We start from the raw sequence: 26,052 nt of genomic DNA, 5'->3' as shown, positions 1-26,052 counted from the left end.
CGTGTCCGTCGAGGTCGGTCGGCCCCCGCCCGCAGGTTCACCGCACTAGCGGGAGAGCGCTGCGCCGGACTGGCCGGAGCCGGGGACCGGCTCGGAGGGGTCGGCGCCGAGGGCGACGACGCGGTTATCGGCGTCGACGTGCACCACCTTGGGGGTGTGCCGGGCGCGCTCGCCCTCCTCGACCTGGGCGTAGGAGATGATGATGACCAGGTCGCCCGGCGACACCAGCCGCGCGGCGGCGCCGTTGACGCCGATGACACCGCTGCCGCGTTCGCCGGTGATGGCGTAGGTGACCAGGCGGTTGCCGTTGTCGATGTCGACCACGTGGACCTGCTCGCCGTCGACGAGGTCGGCCGCGTCCATGAGGTCGGCGTCGATGGTGACGGAGCCGACGTAGTGCAGGTCGGCCCGGGTCACGGTGGCCCGGTGGATCTTGCCGTTGAGCATCGTGCGCTGCACGGGTTTCCTCGTTTCGCGATGGAGTGGTGGAGCCCCTCACGGGTGCCCCCCGACCATCCATCATGGGACCACCCCCGGCCGGGACGCGCAACCGGGGGCCGGGGCGGCCGTCAGGCCTCCCCCATGGCCACACGCAGACTCCTGGGACGCAGGTCGGTCCAGTGCGCGTTCACGTACTCCAGCGCCTCGTCGCGGGGGACGGGCCCGTGGACGGCGGTCCAGCCCTCGGGGACGGCGGCGAACTCCGGCCACAGGGAGTGCTGCTCCTCGGCGTTGACGAGCACGAGGAAGGCGCCGTCGGCGTCGTCGAACGGATTGCTCATGGGATCCTCCCCGACATAGAGATATTAGGCAAGGCTAGCCTTCTTAGTCTGCTGAGAACTCTAGACGGCCCGGCCCGCACGCACCAGCCCCGCGGCGCAACCCGACGGTGAGGATCGGCATACCGCGTACGCCGCCCGCTCACCCGCCGCCCGCGCCGCCGCGGCGCAGCCCCGGGCACGCCGCGGCGATCGCCGCGACTCCCCCGACGCACAGCGCGCCGCCGGCCACCAGGGCCGCCGCCGGACCGGCCAGCGCCGCCAGCAGGCCCAGCACGGTGGCGCCCAGCGAACCGCCGACCGTCGCCTGGGCCAGCCACGCGCTGTTGACCCTGCCGCGCAGCGCGTCCGGCGTGTGCGCCTGCAGCAGCGCGTAACGCAGGATCTCCTCGACGGCCTGGCCGAACCCCAGCAGCATCAGCGCGGTGATCGCGGCCACCGCGCTGCTGCTCGCGCCCAGCGCCGCCACGGAGACCCCGCACAGCGCGACCGCCCCCGTCACGATGGCGCCGCCGCCCCGGACCCGCCCGGTCCACCCGCTGGTCAGTGAGGCCAGCAGCGCTCCGGCCGCCGGGGCCGTGTAGAGCAGCCCGGCCAGGGCCGCGTCGCCGCCCAGCACCCGGTCGGTGAACTCCGGGACCAGCACCATGGGCGTGGCGAAGAGGACCTGGACGAAACCGAGCAGCAGCAGCGGCCGCACCATGGCGTCCCCGGCCACGAACCGCAGCCCCTCGCCGACGGCGGCCAGGACCGGCTGGAGCCGCGCGTCCCCCGTCGGGCGCAGCAGCGGCAGGAACCACACGGCCGCCATGGCCACGGCCGCGATGACCGAGGTCGAGACGTACCCGATACCGACGCCCCAGGCCGAGATGAGCGCGCCGCCCAGCGCGGGCGCCGCCATGGCGCCCAGTTGCGCGGTCAGCGCGAACAGCGCGCCCGCCGCCGCCAGCCGGTCCCGGCCGACCAGGGCCGGGACCACCGACTGCTGGGCGATCAGGCCGATCGTGCCGACGACCCCGTTCACCGCCGCACCCACGTAGATCAGCCCCAGTACGGGCTCGGGCGGCAGGTAGGTGTTGACGGCGAACAGCGCGACCACCGCCGCCTCGGTGCCCAGCCCGGCCAGCACGAGCCGGCGCCGGTCCAGCCGGTCGGCCAGCAGGCCGCCGATGAGGGTACCGGCGAAGCTCGCCACCCCGTTGACGATGCCGACGCTGGCCACCAGGAACGACGACTGCGTCATCGCATAGACCTGCAGCGGCAGCGCCACCATCCGGAAACCGCCGCCGAACAGCGAGATCAGGCGGGCCGCGAAGAGGATCCGGAACGCTCCGCCCGCCCTCAGCGGCCCCAGATCGATCACCAGGCGGGCGAGCTGCACGTGACTCCGTTCGGATTCTGGACGCCGTCACCCCGGTACATCCTCTTCGGTCCGAGGCAGGACGAACAGCGCGGCGCGCTTGTGCGGCAGGTCGATCTCGCCGAGGAGGCGCATCCCGGCGCGCAGGGCCGCGCTGCGGGCCGCGCGGTTGGCCGCGTCGGGTTCCAGCATGACGCGCCGGCAGGCGGGATCGACGGCGAAGAGGGCCCGGGCGAAGGCGCCGACGATGGCCGGGCCCAGCCCCCTGCCGGTGTCGCCGGGCGAGCCGATCGCGATGTGCAGGCCGATGTCGCCCGCGTCGGCCGGGTAGTGCCCGGCGATGACGTCGCGGGCCGCGCGGTAGAGCTCCACGTAGCCGACGTCGGTGCCGTCGCGGGCGACGACGAACGGCCGGGAGTAGGTCCCGGCGAGCTGCCCGGCCAGCTCGCCGGCCCAGTCCCGCCTGGACCACGCCTGGCCGAAGAACTCGGCCACGTGCGGCCGGTTCATCCACGCGTGGACCAGGTCGAGGTCGGATCCCCCTGGGTCGGCCGTCCGTGCGCTGAACGGGGCCGCCAGCACCGGCACCGGCGGCGGGCCGGCGCGCAGCACCTCGGGCGCCAGCCCGTCGTGCAGCTCCCGCCCGCTGCCCGGCCGGGCCCCTGTCGTCTCGGGCACCGCCTCAACCTCCGATCGAATCAACGGCTCGGCTCACTGGAGATCACTCAGCACGCGCTCCTCCAGCTCGTCCAGGACGAGCAGGCCGCTGGTGTAGCTCATCGCGCCGAGCCGGGGCACGTGGTAGACGTGCTCCTCGCGCACGGGCTCGACGCCGCGCCACGGGCCCTGCTCCATGACCTCCGCGATCTGCTCGGTCGGCTCGCCCTCCTCGGTCGCCCGGGTCAGCACGGCGTCGTAGTCGTCGAGCCGGTCCAGCTCCTCATACGACAGCGACTCGCTGAACGCGCCGCCCTCGGCCTGCTCGGTGAAGTCCAGCCCGGCGTCGGCGGGCACGGTGGTCCCGTGCGCGTCCCGGTGCTCCAGCGTCCAGTTGCCGTCCCCGAAGGCCGCGATCGAGGCGAAGCGGGTGTCGGCGAGGACGTCGGCGTGGGTCTCCTCGATCTCCGCCGCCCGCTCGTCGTAGCGCTCCTTCAGCTCGGCGTGCGCGTCCGCCACTCCGGCGGCGTCGGCGACCCGGTCGTTCATGTCCTTCCATTCGGCCGGGGTGTTCATGGCCGCGACCGCCACCGGGGCCACCTGCTCCAGGTCGGCGTAGTCGTAGTCCATGGCCGCGGCCAGGCCCGAGACGATGAGGTCGGGTTCGAGCGCGGCGACCTCCTCGACGCTGATGTCGAGGTCGGTGCCGACGCTGGGCAGCGACTCCACCTTCTCCAGCTCCTCGGGGGTGAGGCTGGTGTCCTGGGTGCCTCGGGTGACGCCGACCAGGTCGGCCTCCTCGACCGAGATCAGCGGGGTCACCGCCCAGCCGATGGCCACGATCCGCTGCGGATCGGCGGGGATCCGCACCGGCTCCCCGGTGTGGTCGCTGGTGAACGCGCGGGTCCGGTCACCGGTCGGCTCGGCCTGCCCGGCTCCGGCGCCGCAGGCGGTGAGACCGGTCAGCAGCAGGGCCGCGGCGCCCGCGGCGAGGGCCCGGCGCACCGGGTCGGGACTGGTCATGTCTGCTCCTCGGGGTGGTGTTCGATTGCGAGGTCACCGGATGCGGTGCGCGGCGGGCAGAGCCGCGCGCGCTCGTCCGTCACGGCCGCCTCCGGCCGGACGCGGCGATCCGGGCCGCGATCACCGGGCCGATCACCGCCAGCGGTTCGGGGTCCAGCATCGCGTCGTGGCCGCAGCGCACCTCGTGGTGCTCGATGTCCCCGGCCACGGAGCGGGCCCACGCCTCGGGTCCCGCTCCACCCGGCCCCTCGGCCGCGGTGAAGAGCACGGCGCCGCCGGGGTGGCGGCGCGGCCGGGCCCGCGCGAGCAGCCGCGCGGCCAGCCGGTGGTTGGCGGCCAGCAAGCCGGCGTCGCCGTGGTCGCGCCCCACCGCCTCGGCAACGGGGGTGGCCGGCGGGGCCGGTGCCGCGGCGTCGGGCCGCGCGCCCGCATGCGGCGGGTGGGCGTCCAGCAGGGCCAGCAGCGCCACCTCCTCGCCCTCCTCGGCCAGCAGGCAGGCCATAGTGTGCGCCACCGCGCCGCCGAATGACCAGCCGGCGAGGTGGTAGGGGCCGCCGGGCTGGACGGCGCGCACCCGCCGCAGGTAGGCCCGCGCCAGCTCCTCCAGCGAGCCGGGCGGGTCCTGGCCGGGGCCGAGCGCCTCGGCCAGCCGCGGCGACTCGATGCCGTGGATCGGGTGCTCCGGATCGATGTGGCGGCGCAGGCCGACGAAGGGCCAGGCGAAGCCCCCGGCCGGATGCACGCAGAACAGCGGGGCGCGGTCGCCCCCGGCGCGCAGCACGGCGGTGCCCGGTGCGGCGGTGCCGGACGCGGTCGTCGGCGCCCGGCCGTCCGCGCGGGCGGACAGGTGCGCGGCCAGCGTCGCGGGGGTGGGGTTGGCGAACAGCTCCGCGATCGGCAGGTGCGCGCCCGTCTCCGCCTCCAGCCGCGAGCGCAGCCGCACCAGCAGCATGGAGTGCCCGCCGAGGTCGAAGAAGTCGTCGTCGGGCCCGGCCCCCGCGGTGTCGAGCACCTCGGCGAACAGCGCGCACAGCACCGCCTCGGCGGCGTCTCGGGGCGGCCGCCCCTCCGCCGGGGCCCGGGTGCGCGGCTCGGGCAGCGCGGCCCGGTCCACCTTCCCGTGCGCGGTCAGCGGCAGCGCGTCCAGCTCCACGAACGCCGCAGGGATCATGTAGTCCGGCAGGACCGGGGCCAGGTGCGCGCGCAGCCGCGCTGCGTCGACGCCGCACCCGGGCGCGGGGACGACGTAGGCGGCGATGCGCCGGTCGCCGGGCCGGGCCTCCCAGGTGTCGACGACGACCTGGTCGACGTCGGGGTGCCCGCCCAGCGCGGCGGCGACCTCGCTCGGCTCGATCCGGAAGCCCCGCACCTTGACCTGGTCGTCGGCGCGGCCGAGGTAGTCGAGGCTGCCGTCGGGCATCCAGCGGGCGAGGTCGCCGGTGCGGTACATCCGCGAGCCCGGCGGGCCGAAGGGGTCGGCGACGAACCGTTCGGCGCTCAGCCCGGGGCGGTTCAGGTAGCCCCGCGCGAGCCCGGCCCCGCCGAGGTAGAGCTCGCCCACGACGCCCGGGGGCACCGGCCGCAGCCCGGCGTCAAGGACGTGGGCGCTGGTGTTGGCGGTCGGCCGGCCGATCACCGGCCGCTCGCTGTCGCGCACGCGTGCCGCCAGCGCGTCGACCGTGGTCTCGGTGGGGCCGTAGAGGTTGTAGGCCTCGGTGCCGGACAGGCCGCGCAGCCGGTTCCACAGCGTCGGAGGGACGGCCTCGCCGCCCACGCCGAGCGCCACCAGGTCGCAGTCCTCGCCCTCGACCAGGCCGGCCCGTGCCAACTGGAGCGCGTGCGAGGGCGTGACCTCGATGAAGTCGATGCGCTCGGCGCGGATGTAGTCGACCAGCAGCTTGGGATCGTGCAGGGTCTCCTCGGTCACGACGTGCAGGGCGTGCCCGTCCAGCAGCCACAACTGCGGCTGCCATGAGGCGTCGAAGGCGAAGGACCAGGAGTGCCCGACCCGCAGCGGTCCGCCGCCGGCCCGGGCCGCCGTCGGCCGGTACAGCGTCTCCCGGTGGCTGTGGAACAGGTTGACCACGCTGCGGTGGGTCACCACCACACCCTTGGGCCGGCCGGTGGAGCCCGAGGTGTAGATCACGTAGGCCGGGTGCAGCGGCGAGAGCGGGCGGGTCCGGTCGGTGTCGGAGGGGTTGTCCCCGGACCGGTCCCGTGCCGTGTCCGGTCCGAGGACGAGCCGCGGAGCGCCGCCGGGCAGCCGGGCGGCCAGGGCCGCGGTGGTGACGGTCAGCGCCGGCGCTGCGTCGGCGAGCATGCGGCCGATCCGATCGTCGGGGTAGGCCGGGTCCATCGGCAGGTAGGCCGCACCGGCTTTGAGGACCGCCAGCAGTGCGACGACCGTCTCCTCCGAGCGCGGCAGCAGCAGCGCGACGATCCGCTCGGGGCCGGCGCCCGCGGCGATCAGCTCGCGGGCCAGCCGGTTGGCCCGGGCGTTGAGTCCGGCGAAGGTCAGCGAGCGCCCCTCGCAGACCAGCGCGGTCGCCTCGGGGGCGGCCTCGACCTGCTGCTCGAACAGCCCGACCAGCGTGGTCTCGGCGACCGGCAGGCTCGGGCCGTGCGCGCGTTGTGCGACCCGCCGGTCCTCCTCCTCGCTGAGCAGGTCCAGCCGCCCGATGGGCCGGTCCGGGTCGGCGGTGGCGGCCTCCATCAGCCGGAGCAGGCGCAGCGCGATGTTGGCGACCGTGTCGGCGTCGAACAGGTCGGCGCTGTAGTCGATCACGCACCGGATTCCGTCGGTGTCGTGCGGGTCGATGAACTCCAGCGCCAGGTCGAACTTCGCGGTGGCGAAGTCCACCGGCTCGCGGCGCGCCCGCACCCCCGCCAGCGGGAACTCCAGGGCTCCGGCGCGCTGGTAGGCCAGCATCACCTGGAACAGCGGGTGGCGGGCCATCGAGCGGGCCGGGTTGAGGAGTTCGACCAGCCGCTCGAACGGGATGTCCTGGTGCTCGTAGGCCGCCAGGTCCGCCTCGCGCACCCGTGCCACCAGCTCCTTGAACGTCGGGTCGCCGGAGGTGTCGGTGCGCAGCACCAGGGTGTTGACGAAGAACCCGACCAGGTCGTCGAGCGCGTCGTCGGAGCGGCCGGCGACCGGGCTGCCGATGGGGACGTCGGTGCCGGCGCCCAGCCGGGTCAGCAGCGCGGCCAGGGCGGCCTGCAGCAGCATGAACAGGCTGGCGTCGCAGGAGCGCGCCAGCTCGCGCAGCCCGCGCTCGAGCTCGGGCGGGACCGTCCACTCCAGCGCGGCGCCGCGGCCGCCGGACATCGCCGGGCGGGGCCGGTCGGTGGGCAGCGGCAGCTCCTCGGGCAGCCCCTTCAGCGCCTCGCGCCAGAACGCCGCCTGCGCCGAGACGACGCTGCCGGGGTCGTCCTCCGTCCCCAGCAGCTCCCGCTGCCAGATCCCGTAGTCGGGGTACTGCACGGGCAGCGGCGTCCAGCCCGGCGCGGCGCCCTCGCGGCGCGCGGAGTAGGCCAGGCCGATGTCGCGCAGCAGCGGGCGGGCCGACCAGCCGTCCCCGGCGATGTGGTGCAGCAGCAGCATCAGCACGCGCTCGTCGGGGCCGGTCTCGAACAGCAGGGCGCGCAGCGGAGGCTCCTCCTCCAACCGGAAGCCCCTGGCCAGGGCGGCCGCGAGCTCGCCGGGCAGCGACTCCTCGTCGGTGCGCAGCACCGTCAGCTCCGGCCGCCCCTGCTCGGGGGGCAGCACGTGCTGTCTGGGCACGCCCTGGTCATCGGGGAAGACGGTGCGCAGGCTCTCGTGGCGCTCGGCGACGTCGCCCAGCGCGGCCCGCAGCGCGTCGGCGTCGAAGGGACCGCTCAGGCGGGCGACGAAGGGAATGGTGTAAGTGGGGCCGGGCCCGGCCATGCGGTGCAGGAACCACATCCGCTGCTGGGCGTAGGACAGCGGGAGCGCGGCCGGGCGCTCGGCCGGGCGCAGCGGGGGCAGGTCCCGGCCGCTCTCCAGCCGCTCCACGAGCCGGGCCACGGTGGGGGCGTCGAAGACCGTGCGCAGCGGCAGCTCGCGGCCCAGCGCCGAGCGGACCCGCCCGACCAGCCGGGTGACCAGCAGCGAGTGCCCGCCCAAGGCGAAGAAGTCGTCGTCGACGCCGACCCCCTCGACGCCCAGCACCTCGGCGAACAGTTCACACAAGAGCTCCTCGACCGGGTCGCGCGGCGGGCGGCCGCCGACCTGAGCCGCGAGGTCGGGCGCCGGCAGCGCCGAGCGGTCCAGCTTCCCGTTGGGCAGGGTGGGCAGGCGCTCCAGCAGCGTGAACGCCGCCGGGACCATGGCGGCCGGCAGCGCTGCGGCCACGTGCTCGCGCAGCGCGCGCACCTCGGGAGCGCCGCCGCTGCCGGGAACCGCGTAGGCGGCCAGCATCAGCGAGCCCGAGGCGTCCTCACGGGGCACGACGGCGCACGCGGCCACGCCGGGGTGGGCCGCGAGCACGGCCTCGACCTCACCCGGCTCGATCCGCACGCCGCGGATCTTGACCTGGTCGTCGGCGCGGCCCAGGAAGTCCAGGACCCCGTCGCCGGTCCAGCGCACCAGGTCGCCGGTGCGGTACATCCTGGAACCGGGCGGGCCGAACGGATCGGCGACGAAGCGCTCCGCGGTCAGGCCGGGGCGGCCGTGGTAGCCGCGCGCCAGGCCGGCGCCCGCGAGGTAGAGCTCGCCGGCCGCGCCTTCGGGCAGCGGGCGCAGCCCCGCGTCCAGGACGTAGGCGCGCACACCGGGGTCGGGGCGGCCGATGGGCACCCTGGCGCCGGCGTGCGCCGGGTCGCACTCCCCCAGCGTGGCGTTGACGGTCGCCTCGGTCGGGCCGTAGCAGTTGAACATCGGGCCGCGGGCGGCGTAGCGGCGCACCAGGGCGCCGGAGACGGCCTCGGTCCCGGCGAGCACGGTCATGCCCTCGGGCAGCTCGACGTCGTCGGGGATGGCCGAGAGCAGCGCCGGGGGCAGGCCGCTGTGCGTGACGCCGTGGGCGCGCAGGTACTCGGTCAGCGGCGGGCCCGGCACCCGGCGCTGCGCCGGGACGATGACGAGCCTCCCCCCGGAGAGCAGGCCCATGGTGATCTCCCAGAACGCGACGTCGAAGCTGGGCGAGCCGAACTGCGAGATCCTGCTGCCGGGCCCCACCCCCAGCCGCTCGCGCGCCGTGGCGACGAGTTTGGCGACGCCCTCGTGGCTGACGACGACGCCCTTGGGGCGGCCGGTGGAGCCGGAGGTGTAGATGACGTAGGCGGCGTTGGCCGGGGTCAGCGGAGCGGTGCGGTCGGCGTCGGCGGGTGCGTCGGCGCGGGAGCGCGCGAGTTCGGCCGCCGTTTCGGCGTCGTCGGGGACCAGGAGCGGCACCGGGGCGAGTCCGCTCACCCGCTCGGCGAGCTCGCCCGCCGCGACGGCGCACACCGGGGCGGCGTCGGCCAGCATGTGGGCCAGCCGGTCGTCGGGATAGTCGGGGTCGAGCGCCAGGTAGGCGCCGCCGGCCTTGAGCACCGCGGCGAGGGCGACGATGAGCTCGGCCGAGCGCGGCACCGCGACGGCCACCACGCTCTCCGGCCCCACGCCCCTGGCGATGAGCGCGTGGGCCAGCCGGTTGGCTCGCTCGTCGACCTCGGCCGCGGTGAGCTCGGTGCCCTCCACCACCAGCATGGGCGTGTCGGGCGCCGTGGCCACCCGCCGCTCCAGCAGCTCGGGGAAGGTGCCGAACTCCATGGCGGCGGCGCCGGCCGCGCCGCCGTCGTTGAACCCCGCCACGATCCGGTCGTGCTCGGCGGCGGTGAGCAGCGGCAGCCGCGCCGACGGCGCCGCGGGGTCGGCGGCGATCCGCTCCAGCAGCCGCACCAGCCACGCGGCGATGCGCTCGACCCGCTCGCGTTCCAGCACGTCGGGCCGGTACCCGAGGTTCAGCCGCATGCGCTCGCCGGGAAGCACGGCCAGGGACAGCGGGTAGTGGGTGGCGTCGGCGGACCCGGCGACGCTCGCGCGCAGGCCCGGCACGGCCTCGGCCGGGTCGGCGCCTCCCCAGGGATGGTTCTCGAACACGACGAGCGTGTCGAACAGATCGGGCACGCCGGCCAGGCGCTGGATGTCGGCGAGGCCGAGGTGCTGGTGGTCCAGCAGCAGCGCCTGCTCGTCCTGGACCCGGGCGAGGAGGTCGGCGACGGCCTCGGCCGGGCGCAGCCGCACCCGCACCGGGACGGTGTTGATGAACAGCCCGATCATCGACTCCACGCCGTCGATCTCGGCCGGACGGCCCGACACCGTGGTGCCGAACACCACGTCGTCGCGGCCCAGCAGCCGGCCGAGCAGCACCGCCCACGCCGTCTGCACCACGGTGTTCAGGGTCAGGCCGCGCTCGCGCGCCATCGCGCGCAGCGACGCGGTGGCCGGGGCGGGCAGTTCGGCGGTGACGCCCTCGGGGACGGCGGCCGCCGGCGCCGCCGTCGGCGCGAGCCGGGTCGGCGACTCCACCCCGGCCAGCGCGGCGCGCCACGCCGCCTCGGCGGCGGGGCGGTCCCGCCGCTGGAGCCAGGCGAGGTGGTCGCGGTAGGGCGCGGGCCGGGCGAGGCCGTCCGGGTCGCCGCCCGCTGCGTGCAGCGCGAACAGCTCGCGCACCAGCAGCGGCAGCGACCAGCCGTCCAGCAGGATGTGGTGGTGGGTCAGGACGAGCCGGTGCCGTTCGGCGCCGAGCCGCACCAGCAGGAACCGCAGCAGCGGGGGCCGCGCCGGATCGAACCGGGCCGCGCGCTCGGCCGCGGCGAGCCGGTCCAGCTCGCGCGCCCGCTCGGCCTCGTCGGCGCCGAAGAGGTCGGCGTCGCGCCACGGCGCCTCGGCCTCCTTGGGGATGAGCGCGACGGCCTGCCCGCTCTTGCGCCGTCGGAACGCCGAGCGCAGGTTGGGGTGGCGGCGCAGCAGCGCCGCCGCTGCGGCGCGCAGCCCCGAGGGATCGAGCGCCCCGTCGAGGTCGATCGCCACCTGCACGTTGTAGACGTCGGGCCCGCCCTCGTCGAGCTGGCTCTGGAACAGCAGCCCCTCCTGCAACGGCGACAGCGGCCAGATGTCCTCCAGGCCGGATTTCGTACTCACGCGGGCCTCCGCTCTGGTCGTACCGGTGCTGCTTCGCTGACGTGGGTGCGTGGGTGTCCGTCGGCCCTGAGACGGCGATGCGGGCGACGACAGGTGGAGGCGGGACGCCGAGGGGCCGCCGACCCGCCCACCTCGGCCACTGAGGCTTGAACCTCAGCCGCAGGTGGGATCCGCAGTGGCCGGACACTGGTGCGGGCCCTCCTCGGCCACCGGGGGTCGTGAAACCTCAGCCGCAGGAGGGGCCCGCGGTGACCGGGCGATCCTCTCGCGCGGCCGAAGGCCCCCAAAGGGATCGCCCCGGCGCCGCGCCACCCACGCCGCCACCTCGAGCGCCAGGACGCGACCATGGTTTCGGCGCGCGGTGAAGGCGCGGGCCACCGTGCCCGCCCGCCTCGGCCACCGAGCGCGTGAAACACCGGCCACAGGGCTTGAGCCCCGCCCCAAGGCTTCAACCGCACACCGCCGCCCTGACCACCGCCCCGAAACCGCGACGCCTGCCGCGCCCACGGCGTCGGCGTGCGCTTCGCGCGCGGGAAGGCGATTTTGCGTCCACGGACCTTCGGCCACGCGAGAGAATCGCCCACCCGCACGCCCTCCCTCCTGCGGCGGACCTTCACACCCCCTGAAGTCAAGGCCTCTTCCACCTCTCCTGCGGCGGGCCCTACAGACCCCCTGCGGCCAAGGAACACGCGCCCCCACCCGCGCGCACCCCCTCCTCCTGCGGCGGGCCTTGAAAACCCCCTGGGGTTGAGGTTCGAGATCTCCTGGGGCCGAGGTTCCGACCTCCCCACTGGCCAGGGTCCGCTGTTCACAGCCACTCCGATTCGAGGTCGTCGATCTCTTCCTGGCTGAGGTCCACCAGGCCGAGGTCGGACGGGGTGTGCCCGCCGGCCGCGGGGGCCTGGGCGTGCCGCACCAGTGCGCCGAGGAAGTCGAACCAGTCGCGGGCGAGCTCGCGCACCGCCTCCTCGGCCAGCACGCCCTCGGGCCAGATCCAGGTGGCGGTCAGGACCGGCCCGTCCGCGCGGTCGTGGGTGACGGCGTTGATCTCCAGCGGGTGGCGCACGGGCAGCGCGGGATCGGCCCCGGGCGGAACCGCGGCCGTCTCCGGCGCGACCGTCCACTCCGGCCCGTCCCCCGTGACGGCCAGCCGACCCAGGTAGTTGAACAGGATCTGCGGCTCCGGCGCCGCGGCCAACCGCTCGGCGGCCGCGGCGTCCAGGTGGCGCAGCAGCCCGTAGCCCACGCCCTTGGCCGGGACGTCGCGCAGCGCCTCCTTCACCCGCTTGAGCGCCCGCCCCATGGCCGGGCCGCCGGTGCGGGCCTGGGCCGGGTCGATCCCGGACAGGTCCAGGCCGACGGGGAAGACGCTGGTGAACCAGCCGACGGTGGCGGAGACGTCGGGCAGGCCGAGTAGGTCGGACTCCCGGCCGTGCCCCTCCATCTGCAACCGGACCGGCAGGTGCGCGCCGCCGCGCCCGCGCCGGGACCGCCAATGCGCGACGGCCAGCGCCAGCGCGGTGACGAGCGCGTCGTTGACTCCGGCGCGGAAGACCTCGGGCACCCGCGTGAGCAGCGGCCCGGTCTCCTCGGCGGGCAGGCCGAGGGTGAGCCGCAGCGTGCTCGCCTGGGTGTCGCGCGCCGGGTCGAGCGGGCGTTCGGTCAGCGGCGGATCCGGCATCCGGGCGACCGCGCCCCAGTGCTCCAGCTCGGCCCGGCGGTCGGGATGCGCCGCGACCTCGTGCAGGCCGCGAGCCCATTGGATGAAGGAGGCCGTCGCCGGTGCCGGGGCGGGCCGGCGGCCGGCGGCGACGTCGCGCCACGCCGCGGCGATGTCGCCGATGAGGATCCGCCAGGACACGCCGTCCACGGCCAGGTGGTGCACGACCAGCAGCAGCCGCCCCGCCTCCCGGGCGCCCGGGTCCAGCCACACCGCGCGGACCACGACTCCTGCGGCCGGGGCCAGTTCGGCCTGGGCGGCCTCGCCCGCCGCGCGGATCTCCTCCTCCAGCGCCGCGGCGCCGCATCCGGCGACGTCGACCCGCCGCAGAACCTCCTTGGCCTCGACCGCGCCGGGCTCGGCTGCGGTGAGCCGCCACCGCCCGGCGCCGTCGATCTCCAGCCTGGAACGCAGCATGGCGTGGCGGTCCAGGACCGCCTGGAGCACTTCGGTGAGCCGGGGCTCGTCGGCCCCGACCGGCGTGCGCAGCAGCATGGCCTGGCTGAACCGGTCGATCGGGCCGCCGCGCTCGCGCAGCCAGTGCATGACCGGGGTGAGCGGGACCTCCCCCGACTCGGCCCCGTCCTCGGTGCCGGGGGCCGCGGCCGCGGTCCGCGCCGAGGGAAGCCTGCGGGCCGAGGGGGCCAGCAGCGCCGGCGTCTGGTGCCGGAAGACGTCGCCGGTGGCGAGTCCGAGCCCGTGCGCCCGGGCGCGGGCGACCAGTTGGATGGCGAGGATGCTGTCGCCGCCCAGGGCGAAGAACCCGTCGTCGACGCCGACCCGGTCCACGCGCAGCACCTCGGCGAAGAGCGCGCACAGCGTCTCCTCCGCCGCGTCGCGGGCGGCCCGGCCGCGCCCGGCGTCGGCCGCGGGGTCGGGCACCGGCAGTGCGGCGCGGTCGATCTTGCCGCTGACGGTGAGCGGGAACTCCGCCAGCACCACGACGGCGGCCGGGACCATGTACTCGGGCAATCGCGCGGCCAGGTCGCGGCGCAGCACCTCGGGATCGACCCCGGCCGGCCCGCGCGACACGACGTAGCCGACCAGGCGCCGACCGCCGCCGGCCGTCTCGGGCGCGGTGACCACCGATCCGGCGACGTCGGGCCGCGCCGCCAGCGCGCTCTCGATCTCGCCGAGTTCGATCCGCAGGCCTCGGACCTTGACCTGGAAGTCGGTGCGGCCCAGGAACTCCAGCACCCCGTCGCGGTTGCGCCGCACCAGGTCACCGGTGCGATACATCCGCGAACCGGGCGGACCGAACGGATCGGCCACGAACCGCTCCGCACTCAGCCCCGCACGGCCGAGGTAACAGCGGGCCAACTGCGTACCGGCCAGGTACAGCTCGCCGGGAACGCCGGGGGGCACGGGCCGCAGCCACTCGTCCAGCACGTGGCAGGCGGTGTTCCACACCGGGGTGCCGATCGGGACCGGCGCATCCGATCGCGCCGTGGTCGCGGGGAAGGCGGTGACGTCCACCGCCGCCTCGGTCGGACCGTACAGATTATGCAACTCGACACCCGGCAGCACCGCCGCGAAACGCTCAGCGACCTCCCCGCCCAGCGCCTCACCCGAAGCGAACACCCGACGCAACCCCGCACAGGCGGCCGCAGACGGCTCCTCCAGAAACACCCGCAGCATCGACGGCACGAAATGCGCCGCCGTGACACCGTGACGCCGGACCAACTCCGCCAGATAGGCCGGATCACGATGCCCGCCCGGCCGCGCCACCACCAACCCGGCCCCCGCCAGAAACGGCCAGAAGAACTCCCACACCGACACATCGAACGACGCCGGCGTCTTCTGCACCACCCGATCAGCAGCAGTCAACGGATAGGCGCCCTGCATCCACAACAACCGATTCACGACCGCCGCATGCGACACCACCACACCCTTCGGCCACCCCGTCGACCCCGACGTATAAATCACATAGGCCGCGTGCGCGGGGCGCAGCGGGGCGCGGCGCTCGCCGTCGGCGACCGGGGCGGCGTCGCGCCGGGCGAGGTCGCCGTCGGTCTCGGCGGTGCCGAGGACCAGGCGCGCCGTGCCGGGCGCGTCCGGCACGACCTCGGCGCTCACCGGGTCGAGCAGCGCGCACACCGGACGCGCGTCGTCGAGCATGAACGCCAACCGGTCCGCCGGATGGTCCAGGTCCAGCGGCAGGTAGGCCGCCCCGGCCCGGACCACGGCGTGCAGCGCCACGACCAGCTCCACCGAACGCGGCAGCGCCACGGCGACCACCCGGTCCGGACCGGCGCCCTCGCTGATGAGCCGGCGCGCGAGGCGGTTGACCCGGGCCTCGAACTCCGCGCGCGTCAGCCTCTCCTCGGCGTGCTCGCCGGAGAGGACGAGGGCGAGGGCGTCCGGTCGCGCCGCGCCGCGCGCCACGAGATCGGGCAGCGTCGCCGCCTCGACCGGGTGGGCGGTGGCGTTGGCCTCCTCCAGCATGCGGCGCTCCTCCTCGGAGAGCACCTCCAGTTCACCGACCGGCAGCGCCGGGTCGGCCAGCGCGGCGCCGAGCAGCCGGACCAGCCGCGCCGCCATGCCCTCGGCCGTGGAGCGGTCGAACAGGTCGGCGGAGTAGCGCAGCGCCGCTGTCAGCCCGTCCCGCCCGGGAACCTGGACGAACTCGAACTCCAGGTCGAACCGGGCGCCCTGCACCGCGGTGTCGTCGACGCGGGTCTCCAGCCCGAACAGGCGGTCGGCGCGCTCGGGGCGGATCTGGTGGGAGACCATCGTCTGGAACAGCGGATTGCGGTTGAGGGAGCGGGCGGGGTTGACCGCGTCCACGACGCGGTCGAAGGAGAGGTCGGCGTGTGCGAAGGCGCCGAGGTCGGCGGCGCGCACGCGCTCCACGAGCTCTCCGAACGACGGGGCGCCGCTCAGGTCGGCGCGCAGCACCAGCGTGTTGAGGAAGAACCCGACCGCGTCGTGCACCGCCTCGTTGGAGCGGGTGGTGGCCGGGCTGCCCAGCGGGATGTCCTCGCCCGCGCCGAGCCGGTGCAGCAGGGCGGCCACCGCGGCCTTGAGCACCATGAACGGGGTCGCACCGCGCGCGCGGCCCAGCTCGGTGAGCGCGCGGCCCAGTTCCGGAGGCACCTCGACGCCGACAGCGCCGCCCTCGGCGGTGCGCACGGCCGGGCGCGGCCGGTCGGTGGGCAGGGCGATCTCCTCGGGCAGGCCGCGCAGCGCCCGGCCCCAGTGCTCACGCTGCCGGGCCGCCACGCTCCCGGCGTCCTCGGGATCGCCCAACCACTCGGCCCGCCACAGCGCGTAATCGGCGTACTGCACCGGCAACGGAGCCCACTCCGGCTCCCGTCCGGCCGACCGCGCCGCATAGGCCGCGTCCAGATCACGCAGGAACGGCTCCTGCGACCACTCGTCGACGGCGATGTGGTGGAACAGGAAGAGCAGCACGTGCTCGGCCGGACCGACGGTGAACAGCGTCGGCCGGAACGCGGGCTCCGCCCGCAGGTCGAACGGGCGGCGCGCGGCGGCGGCCACCAGGTCACCGGCGTCACCACCCGCCGCGTCGACGACGTCCAGGACGGGTGCGACCGGCGCGGGCCGCACCTCCTGCCGCGGTTCGCCCTCGACCTCGGGGAAGACGGTACGCAGCACCTCGTGCCGGGCGATCACGTCGCGCAGCGCCGCGTCGAGCGCTTCGGCGTCCAGGTCGCCGCGCACGCGCAGCACCCACGGAACGTTGTAGGCGGTGCCGTCGGGATCGACCCGGCCGGTGACCCACATCCGCCGCTGGGCGTCGGACAGCGGCAGCGGAGCCCCGTCCCGCCGCCGGGGCCGGATCGGCGGGCGCGCCCCGCCCGCGTTCCCGCCGATCCTGCGGGCCAGGGCCGCGGCGGTGGGGGCCTCGAACAGGTCTCCCACCGCGGCGTCGAGCCCCAGGCCCGCGCGGATCCGGTTGGCCGCGCGGGCGGCGGCCAGCGAGTTGCCGCCGAGGGCGAAGAAGTCGTCGTCGACGCCGACCCCGTCGAGGCCGAGGACGTCGCCGAACACCTGGCGGAGCAGCTCCGCCACGGGGTCGTGCGGGGTCCGGCCGGGTCCGTCCGCCGCGACCGGAGCCGATCGGGGCTCGGGCAGTGCGGCGCGGTCGATCTTGCCGCTGACGGTGAGCGGGAACTCCGCCAGCACCACGACGGCGGCCGGGACCATGTACTCGGGCAATCGCGCGGCCAGGTCGCGGCGCAGCACCTCGGGATCGACCCCGGCCGGCCCGCGCGACACGACGTAGCCGACCAGGCGCCGACCGCCGCCGGCCGTCTCGGGCGCGGTGACCACCGATCCGGCGACGTCGGGCCGCGCCGCCAGCGCGCTCTCGATCTCGCCGAGTTCGATCCGCAGGCCTCGGACCTTGACCTGGAAGTCGGTGCGGCCCAGGAACTCCAGCACCCCGTCGCGGTTGCGCCGCACCAGGTCACCGGTGCGATACATCCGCGTCCCCGCCGGACCGAACGGATCGGCCACGAACCGCTCCGCACTCAGCCCCGATCGATTGGCGTAGGCGCGGGCGAGCTGGTCACCGGCGAGGTACAGCTCCCCCGGCACGCCCGGCGGCACCCTGCGCAGCCGCCCGTCCAGCACGTGCGCGCGGGTATTCCACACCGGGGTCCCGATGGGCACCGGGGTCGGTGATCCGGGCCTCCCCTCGGCGGTCGGCGCATCCGATCGCGCCGTGGTCGCGGGGAAGGCGGTGACGTCCACCGCCGCCTCGGTCGGACCGTACAGATTATGCAACTCGACACCCGGCAGCACCGCCGCGAAACGCTCAGCGACCTCCCCGCCCAGCGCCTCACCCGAAGCGAACACCCGACGCAACCCCGCACAGGCGGCCGCAGACGGCTCCTCCAGAAACACCCGCAGCATCGACGGCACGAAATGCGCCGCCGTGACACCGTGACGCCGGACCAACTCCGCCAGATAGGCCGGATCACGATGCCCGCCCGGCCGCGCCACCACCAACCCGGCCCCCGCCAGAAACGGCCAGAAGAACTCCCACACCGACACATCGAACGACGCCGGCGTCTTCTGCACCACCCGATCAGCAGCAGTCAACGGATAGGCGCCCTGCATCCACAACAACCGATTCACGACCGCCGCATGCGACACCACCACACCCTTCGGCCACCCCGTCGACCCCGACGTATAAATCACATAGGCAGGATGGTCAGGACGCGGCCGCTCGGCCTCGGCCGGACCGATCGGCGTCACCGGCTGCTCGGCCAGCCGGGCCAGGACGGCCGGGTCGTCCAGCACGATCCGCTCGACCCCGTCGGCGCGGGGAACGAGCGGGTCGGTCTCCGCGGTGAGCAGGAGGCAGTCGGGCCGGGCGTCGTCGAGCAGGAACGCCAGCCGCTCGGCCGGGTGGTCGGTGTCCAGCGGCAGGTAGGCCGCCCCGGCCCGGACCACGGCGTGCAGCGCCACGACCAGCTCCACCGAACGCGGCGCGGCCACGGCCACGATCCGCTCCGGGCCGATGCCGCGGGCGGCCAGCAGCCGCGCCAGCCGGTTCACCCGCGCCTCGAACTCCGCGCGCGTCAGCCGCGCGGGCTCGGCCGCGTCGACCAGGAGGGCCGGGGCCGCGCCGTCGGCGGTGCCCGCGGCCAGCAGCGCGGTCAGCGTCGTCGCGGGCACCGGATGGGCGGTGGCGTTGGCCTCCTCCAGCGTGCGGCGCTCATCGGGGGTGAGCACCGACGGCTCCCCGATCGGGCGGTCGGGGTCGGCCAGCGCGCCGGACAGCAGCAGGAGCAGCCGCTCGCCGAACCGCTCGACGGTGTCGCGGTCGAACAACGCGGTGGCGTAGCGAATCGCGGCGTCCAGGCCGGTGCCGTCCGGCCGTTCGATGAACGCCACCTCCAGGTCGAACCGGGCGCTGTGAATGACCAGGTCGTCGAGGCGGGTGCGCAGCCCGAGCAGCCGGTCGGTGCGATCGGGGCGGATCTGGTGGGAGACCAGCACCTGGAACAGCGGGTGCCGACCGCGCGAGCGGACCGGGTTGACCGCGTCCACGACCTGATCGAAGGGCAGGTCGGCGTGTGCGAAGGCGTCGAGGTCGGCGGCACGCACACGCTCCAGCAGCTCGCGGAACGACGGGTCGCCGCTCAGGTCGGTACGCAGCACCAGCGTGTTGAGGAAGAACCCGACCGCGTCGTGCACGGCGGCGTCGGAGCGGGTGGTGGCCGGGGTGCCGATGGGGATGTCCTCGCCCGCGCCGAGCCGGTGCAGCAGCGCCGCGACGGCGGCGCGCAGGATCATGAACCGGGTGGCGCCGGTGGCCGAGGCCAGATCGGCGGCCGCCTCGCACAGCGCGGCGGGGACGGCGAAGCGCACCACGTCGCCGTCGGTGCCGAGGACGGCCGGGCGCGGTCGGTCGGTGGGCAGGCCCGTCTCCTCGGGCAGGCCGCGCAGCGCCCGGCCCCAGTGCTCACGCTGCCGGGCCGCCACGCTCCCGGCGTCCTCGGGATCGCCCAGCCGCTCGGCCCGCCACAGCGCGTAATCGGCGTACTGCACCGGCAACGGAGCCCACTCCGGAGCACGCCCCGACAGCCGCGCCGCATAGGCCGCGTCCAGATCGCGCAGGAACGGCTCCTGCGACCACTCGTCGACGGCGATGTGGTGGAACAGGAAGAGCAGCACGTGCTCGGCCGGACCGACGGTGAACAGCGTGGCCCGTACGGGCAGGTCGGCGGCCAGGTCGAAGGGCTCGGCCGCGGCGCGGGCGACGCGCTCGTCCGGGCGCCCGTCCGGCTGCGCGCCGCCGGTGTCGGTCCGCAGCAGCGGAACGGGCAGGTCAGCGGCGTCGGTGACCCGCTGCTCGGGCAGTCCGTCGACGCCGGGAAAGCGCGTGCGCAGGATCTCGTGCCGGGTGATCACGTCGCGCAGGGCGGCGTCCAGAGCGTCGGCGTCCAGAACACCGCTCACCCGCAGCGACCAGGGCACGTTGTAGGTGTCGGCCGGGCCGTCGAGCTGGTCGATGAACCACAGCCGGCGCTGCTCGGCCGAGAGGGGGACGCGTGCGGGCCGGTCCCTGCGCTCCAGCCGCGGACCGCCGTCCGCGGCGGCGCCCAGCCGGGGCGCCAGGTCCGCGACCGTGGGGGCCTCGAACAGGTCCCGGACGCCGACGCCGGCGTCCAGGTCGGCACGGACCCGGTTGACCGCCCGTGCGGCGGCCAGCGAGTGCCCGCCGAGGGCGAAGAAGTCGTCGTCGATCCCGACCTCGGCCAGGCCCAGCACCTCGGCGAAGACCGCGCACAGCCGCTCCTCGACCGCGTCGCGCGGGCCGCGCCCGGCCACCACTCCCGCGAGGTCGGGCTCGGGCAGCGCCGCGCGGTCGATCTTGCGGTTCTCGGTGAGCGGGAAGGCCTTCAGCACCACCAGAGCCGAGGGCACCATGTACTCCGGCAGCCGCGCGGCCAGGTCGGCGCGCACCTCCGCGAGATCGAGTTCGGCACCCGCGCGCGGCACGACGTAGCCGACCAGCCGCGCGGCGCCCCGCTGGTCGGGCCGGGCGGTGACGACGGCCTGGGCGACGCCGCCGCAGCCGGTCAGCGCCGCCTCGACCTCGCCCGGCTCGATCCGGAACCCGCGCACCTTCACCTGATGGTCGGTGCGCCCCAGGAAGTCCAGCGTGCCGTCGCCGCGCCAGCGGGCGAGGTCGCCGGTACGGTACATCCGCGAACCGGGCGGACCGAACGGATCGGCCACGAACCGCTCCGCACTCAGCCCCGATCGATTGGCGTAGCCGCGCGCCAGGCCGGCCCCCGCGATGTAGAGGTCACCGGCGACCCCGGTCGGCACCGGCCGCAGCCCCGGATCGAGCACGTAGGTCCGGGTGTTGGCGATCGGGCCGCCGATGCCGACCGGCTCGCCCGTGCGCACCGGCGCCGCCGTGGACCAGATCGTGGTCTCGGTCGGCCCGTACAGGTTCGTCACCGACCGCGCCCCCGAAGCCAGCCGCTCCGCGAGCGCCGGGGGCAGCGCCTCGCCGCCGACCAGGACCCGCAGACCGGTCAGCACCTCGGGCCGCTCCTCGGCCAGCGCCTGCCACAACGTGGGCGTGGCCTGCACGATCGTCGCCCTCTCTGCGGCGGCCAGCGCGGCCAGCGCTTCGGGATCACGCACGGTGTCGCGCTCGGCCAGCACCAGCGTCGCCCCCGCCAGCAGCGGCAGATACAACTCCAGCGCCGAGATGTCGAAGCCGACCGTGGTCACCGCCAGCCACCGGTCCTCCGGCCCCAACGGGAACCGAACAGCCATGTCGGCCAGGAAGTTGCCCAACGCCCCCTGCGAGACCACCACCCCCTTGGGCCGCCCCGTCGAACCCGACGTGTAGAGCACATAAGCGGCCGCGTCCGGCGCGGTCCCGGCGGCGCCGCTCCGGGCCCCGTCCGCCGCCGCGGCGGCCTCCGCGGTTGCGGGATCGTCCAGCAGCAGGTGCGGCGTACCGTCGGGCAGCCCGGCCGCGATCGCGGTGGTGGTGACGGCCAGGACCGCGCCGGAGTCGGCGAGCATGTGGCCGATGCGCCCGGCCGGAAAGTCCGGATCGACCGGCAGATAGGCCGCACCCGTCCGCTGCACCGCCAGCAGCGCGGCGACCAGCTCCACCGAACGCGGCAGCGCCACCGCCACCACCCGCTCGGGACCCGCGCCACACGCCCGCAGCCGCTCCGCCAACCGATCGGCCATCGCCGCCAGCTCCGCATAGGAGACCTCCCGCTCCCCCGACCGCACCGCGACCCGCCCACCGTGCACGCGCGCGACGTCGCCGATCCTGCGGTGCAGCGGCCGCTCCGGCACGGCGCACCCGGTCGCGTTGGGCTCCTCCAGCAGCCGGCGCCGTTCGGCCGCGGACAGGATCTCCAGGTCGCCGATCGGACGGTCGGGGTCGGCGACGATCTGGGCGATGAGGCCGCGCAGGCGCCGCACCATCGCCTCGGCGGTCCCCCGGTCGAACAGGTCCGTCGCGTAGCGCAGGTTGGCCGCGAGCCCGTCGAGGCCCGGGCGTTCGATGAAGGTGAACTCCAGGTCGAGCTTTGCGACGTCGATGTCGACCGGCTCGACGGCGGATTCGGTGCCGAGCAGGCCGGAGCGGTCGGGGTCGCGCTGGTAGGTGAGCATGATCTGGAACAGCGGATGCCGGCCCGGGGAGCGCGCCGGGTTGACCGCCTCCACGACCTGGTCGAAGGGGGCGTCGGCGTGCGCGAACGCCGCGACGTCGGCGCCGCGCAGGCGGGCGAGCAGGTCGCGGAAGGTCGGCCGGCCCGACAGGTCGCAGCGCAGCGTCAGCATGTTCAGGAACAGGCCGACCGCGTCGTGCACGGCGACGTCGTCGCGGTTGGCGACCGGGGTGCCGATGGGGATGTCCTCACCCGCGCCGAGCCGGTGCAGCAGCACCGCGACGGCGCCCTGCAGCACCATGAACGCCGTGGCGCCGCTGCCCGCAGCGAGTCCGCCGATCGCGGCGCGCGTGGCCGCGTCCAGCTCGAAGGGCACGGTGCCGCCGTGCCCACTGGCCACGGCCGGGCGCGGCCGGTCGGTCGGCAGCACCGGTTCCCCCGGCAGGTCGTGCAGCTCGGTGCGCCAGAAGTCCAGGCGGCGGGCCAGGAGCCCGTCGGGGTCGTCGGCGGCGCCGAGCCGTTCGCGCTGCCACAGCGCGTGGTCGGCGTAGCCGATCTCGCGGGTCGGCCACTCGGGGGCGCGGCCTGCCCGGCGGGCGGCGTAGGCGGCGTCGAGGTCGCGGGTGAAGGGGGCCTCGGACCACTCGTCGACGGCGATGTGGTGGAAGACCAGGACGAGCACGTGCTCGTGCGGCGCGAGCCGGAACAGGGTGGCGCGCACGGGCAGGTCACGGGTGATGTCGAACGGGCGGTGCAGGCGGCGCTTCACCTGCGCCGCCAGGTCGGCCTCGGCGACGTCGACGGTCTCCAACCCGGGGTCGGCGGCGGACAGGATCCGCTGGTAGGGGGTGTGGCCGTCCTCGGCGTAGAGGGTCCGCAGCGTCTCGTGCCGCGCCGTCACGTCGCGCAGCGCCGCGGCCAGCGCGTCGGCGTCCAGAACGCCGCGCAGCCGGAACGCCACGGGCACGTTGTAGGTCGGGGTGGGACCGTGCAGCCGCTCCAGGAACCACAGGCGCAGTTGGGCGTGCGAGAGCGGGGGGCGCTCGGGCCGGGGGCGCGGGGCGAGCGGCGGGCGGGCGGCGTCCGCGGCGGCGACGCGCGGGGCGAGGTCGGCGACCGTGGGGGCGTCGAAGACGTCGCGGATGCGGATGTCGGCGCCGAGCAGGTCGCGGATCCGGTTGACGACCCGGGTGGCGGCCAGCGAGTGCCCGCCGAGGGCGAAGAAGTCGTCGTCGATCCCGACCTCGGCCAGGCCCAGCACCTCGGCGAAGACCGCGCACAGCCGCTCCTCGACCGCGTCGCGCGGGCCGCGCCCCGAAGGCGTTCCCGCGAGGTCGGGCTCGGGCAGCGCCGCGCGGTCGATCTTGCGGTTCTCGGTGAGCGGGAAGGCCTCCAGCACCACCAGAGCCGAGGGCACCATGTACTCCGGCAGCCGCGCGGCCAGGTCGGCGCGCACCTCCACGAGATCGAGTTCGGCGCCCGCGCGCGGCACCAGGTAACCGGCGAGGTAGGGGCGTCCGGGGGTGTCCTCGCGGGGGACGGCGACGGCCTGGGCGACGCCGCCGCAGCCGGTCAGCGCCGCCTCGACCTCGCCCGGCTCGATCCGGAACCCGCGCACCTTCACCTGATGGTCGGTGCGCCCCAGGAAGTCCAGCGTGCCGTCGCCGCGCCAGCGGGCGAGGTCGCCGGTACGGTACATCCGCGAACCGGGCGGACCGAACGGATCGGCCACGAACCGCTCCGCGGTGAGATCGGCGCGGCCGGCGTAGCCGCGCGCCAGGCCGGCCCCCGCGATGTAGAGGTCACCGGCCCGGCCGACCGGGAGGGGGCTCAGGGCGGAGTCCAGCACGCGGATCCCGGTGCCGGCGATCGGTCCGCCGATGCCCACCGGCTCGCCCGTGCGCACCGGCGCCGCCGTGGACCAGATCGTGGTCTCGGTCGGCCCGTACAGATTGGTCGCCTCGCGCCCGCTCCCGGCGAGGCGCTCCGCGAGCGCCGGGGGCAGCGCCTCGCCGCCGACCAGGACCCGCAGACCGGTCAGCACCTCGGGCCGCTCCTCGGCCAGCGCCTGCCACAACGTGGGCGTGGCCTGCATGATCGTCGCGCCGGTCTGCACGATGAGGTCGCCCAGAGCCCGGGGGTCGCGCACGGTGTCGCGCTCGGCCAGCACCAGCGTCGCCCCCGCCAGCAGCGGCAGATACAACTCCAGCGCCGAGATGTCGAAGCCGACCGTGGTCACCGCCAGCCACCGGTCCTCCGGCCCCAACGGGAACCGCCCGGCCATGTCGGCCAGGAAGTTGCCCAACGCCCCCTGCGAGACCACCACCCCCTTGGGCCGCCCCGTCGAACCCGACGTGTAGAGCACATAAGCGGCCTCATCGGGGATGCCCGGCCTGGCGGCCGGGGCTCCTCCACGAGGACCGGCCGCGGGCTCCTCCGGGGCGTCCACCAGGACGCGGGCCGGGCCGACCGGCAGGTCCCGGTCCAGGTCCGAAGTCGTGACCAGCAGCGCGGCGCCGGAGTCGGCGAGCATGTGGCCGATGCGCCCGGCCGGAAAGTCCGGATCGACCGGCAGATAGGCCGCACCCGTCCGCTGCACCGCCAGCAGCGCGGCGACCAGCTCCACCGAACGCGGCAGCGCCACCGCCACCACCCGCTCGGGACCCGCGCCACACGCCCGCAGCCGCTCCGCCAACCGATCGGCCATCGCCGCCAGCTCCGCATAGGAGACCTCCCGCTCCCCCGACCGCACCGCGACCCGCCCGCCGTGCACGCGCGCGAGATCCGAGACGCGGTCGGCGACCGGCTGCACCGGCGGCGCCCCGGGCGCGGTGGCCGAGGCGTCGAGGGCGCTCCGGCGCCGCCGCTGCGAGACCGGGTCCAGGGCGGCGACGCGGCGCGTGGCGAGCGCGTCGGCGCCGGGCAGGCCGGCGAGCACCCGGCCGAACTCCGCGAGCCGCTCGGCCAGGTCGTCGCCGGTGTAGCGGGCCGCGTTGCCGTTCAGCTCCAGGCGCAGGCCGTCGCCGTCGCGGTAGACCGACAGCGACGCGTCGTCGACCGGCCCCTCGGACAGGGTGTGCGTCGTGCCGCGGACCCCGCCGAAGCGCAGGTCGTAGTCGAAGGCCTTGATGTTGACCACCGGCCCGTACAGCCCGGCGGCCCGGCCCACCAGGTTGAGGTCGCGCCGGATGTCCTCGGCGCGGTAGCGCTGGTGGGCGCGCAGGTCGCGCAGCCGGTCCGCGGTGTGGCGCAGCAGGTCGCCGACCGCGTCGCCCGGGCGCACGCCCAGCCGCAGCGGCACGACGTTGACCACCATCGAGGGGGTGCGCAGCGACGCCGAGCCGAGGCGGCCCATCGCCGGCATGCCCAGGACGACGTCGCGGGCGCCGGTGCGGCGGTGCACGTAGCCGGCGAACGCGGCGACCACCGCCTCAGCCCAGTTCGCGCCGGCCGCCTCGGCCGCCTCCGCCAACCGGGCCAGCGTCGCGGCGTCCACCCCGGCCTCCGCGCGCAGCACCGCGCGGGGCTGCACCGGCGGCGCGTCGCTGAGCAGCACCGGTTCGGGGCGGTCGGCCAGCAGGTCGCTCCAGTAGGCCCGATCGTCCGCGCACCGCCGCGAACCGGAGTAGCCGGCCTCCTCGGCGACGACCGCGGCCAGCCCGCCGGTCCCGCCGCCCCGGCCCGGGTCGGCCCCCGCGGCGATGCGGGTGTAGACCTCGGCGACCCGGCGGGCCAGCGCGGTGATCGCGTAGGCGTCGGCGATGATGTGGTGGAACCGCTGGAACCACAGGTGGCGCTCGTCGGCGACGCGCAGCAGCGCGTAGGTGAACAGCGGGCCGGCCACCGGGTCGACCGGCCGCGCCATTTCCGCGCGCATCCACGCCATGGCCGCGCCGAACGGGTCGGCCTCGCCGCGCAGGTCCAGCAGCAGCGGCGCGAACGCGCCGGACTCACAGGGCTCGCCGATCTCCTGCCACACCGAGTCCGCCGCCTCCACGATCCGGGAGCGCAGGGCCTCGGTCTCGGCCACGACGCGGCGCAGCGCGGAGGTGAACGCCCCGGTGTCGATCGGCCCGGGCAGATCGACGTACTGGCCGACGTTGTAGATCGGACTGTCCGGATCGACCTGCTGGGCGTACCAGACGCCGGCCTGCGCTCCGGTGAGGGCGAGGCGGTCGGCCGATGCGTGGGTCATGTGCTGCTCCCGGTTGAAAGTGGTCGGCGGCGGGCGG

General features: G+C 75.6%; 7 protein-coding genes. All 7 read right to left on the bottom strand.

From position 1 onward, the window contains the following. Nucleotides 1-45: 45 nt before the first annotated feature. Nucleotides 46-447, bottom strand: a complete 402-nt coding sequence (gene panD, locus HDA32_RS09770) for an aspartate 1-decarboxylase (protein ID WP_218882946.1) — start codon at nt 445-447, stop codon at nt 46-48. Between the two features lie 122 nt (nt 448-569). Beyond that, the gene (locus tag HDA32_RS09765) at nt 570-782 is read right to left on the bottom strand and encodes an MbtH family protein (protein WP_179642886.1); all 213 of its coding nucleotides are present in this window, start codon (nt 780-782) and stop codon (nt 570-572) included. Nucleotides 783-921: 139 nt separating this feature from the next. Beyond that, on the bottom strand, nt 922-2,160 hold the full coding sequence (gene entS / locus HDA32_RS09760; RefSeq protein WP_312863112.1) for an enterobactin transporter EntS: 1,239 nt from the start codon (nt 2,158-2,160) through the stop codon (nt 922-924). 27 nt (nt 2,161-2,187) lie between these two features. After that, the gene (locus tag HDA32_RS09755) at nt 2,188-2,817 is read right to left on the bottom strand and encodes a GNAT family N-acetyltransferase (RefSeq protein ID WP_312863111.1); all 630 of its coding nucleotides are present in this window, start codon (nt 2,815-2,817) and stop codon (nt 2,188-2,190) included. Nucleotides 2,818-2,850: 33 nt separating this feature from the next. Continuing rightward, nucleotides 2,851-3,819, bottom strand: coding sequence for an ABC transporter substrate-binding protein (locus tag HDA32_RS09750; RefSeq protein ID WP_179642885.1), 969 nt, complete (start codon nt 3,817-3,819; stop codon nt 2,851-2,853). A 79-nt stretch (nt 3,820-3,898) separates the two neighbouring features. Continuing rightward, complete coding sequence (locus HDA32_RS09745; protein ID WP_179642884.1) at nt 3,899-10,969, bottom strand: non-ribosomal peptide synthetase; 7,071 nt, start codon at nt 10,967-10,969, stop codon at nt 3,899-3,901. A gap of 808 nt (nt 10,970-11,777) precedes the next feature. Beyond that, nucleotides 11,778-26,015: a non-ribosomal peptide synthetase gene (locus HDA32_RS09740; RefSeq protein WP_179642883.1), complete on the bottom strand. Its 14,238-nt coding sequence runs from the start codon at nt 26,013-26,015 to the stop codon at nt 11,778-11,780. Between the last annotated feature and the right edge of the window lie 37 nt (nt 26,016-26,052).

Origin of the sequence: Spinactinospora alkalitolerans, assembly GCF_013408795.1 — a bacterium.
Lineage (GTDB): Bacteria > Actinomycetota > Actinomycetes > Streptosporangiales > Streptosporangiaceae > Spinactinospora > Spinactinospora alkalitolerans.
This window is presented reverse-complemented; position numbering and strand designations above follow the sequence as displayed.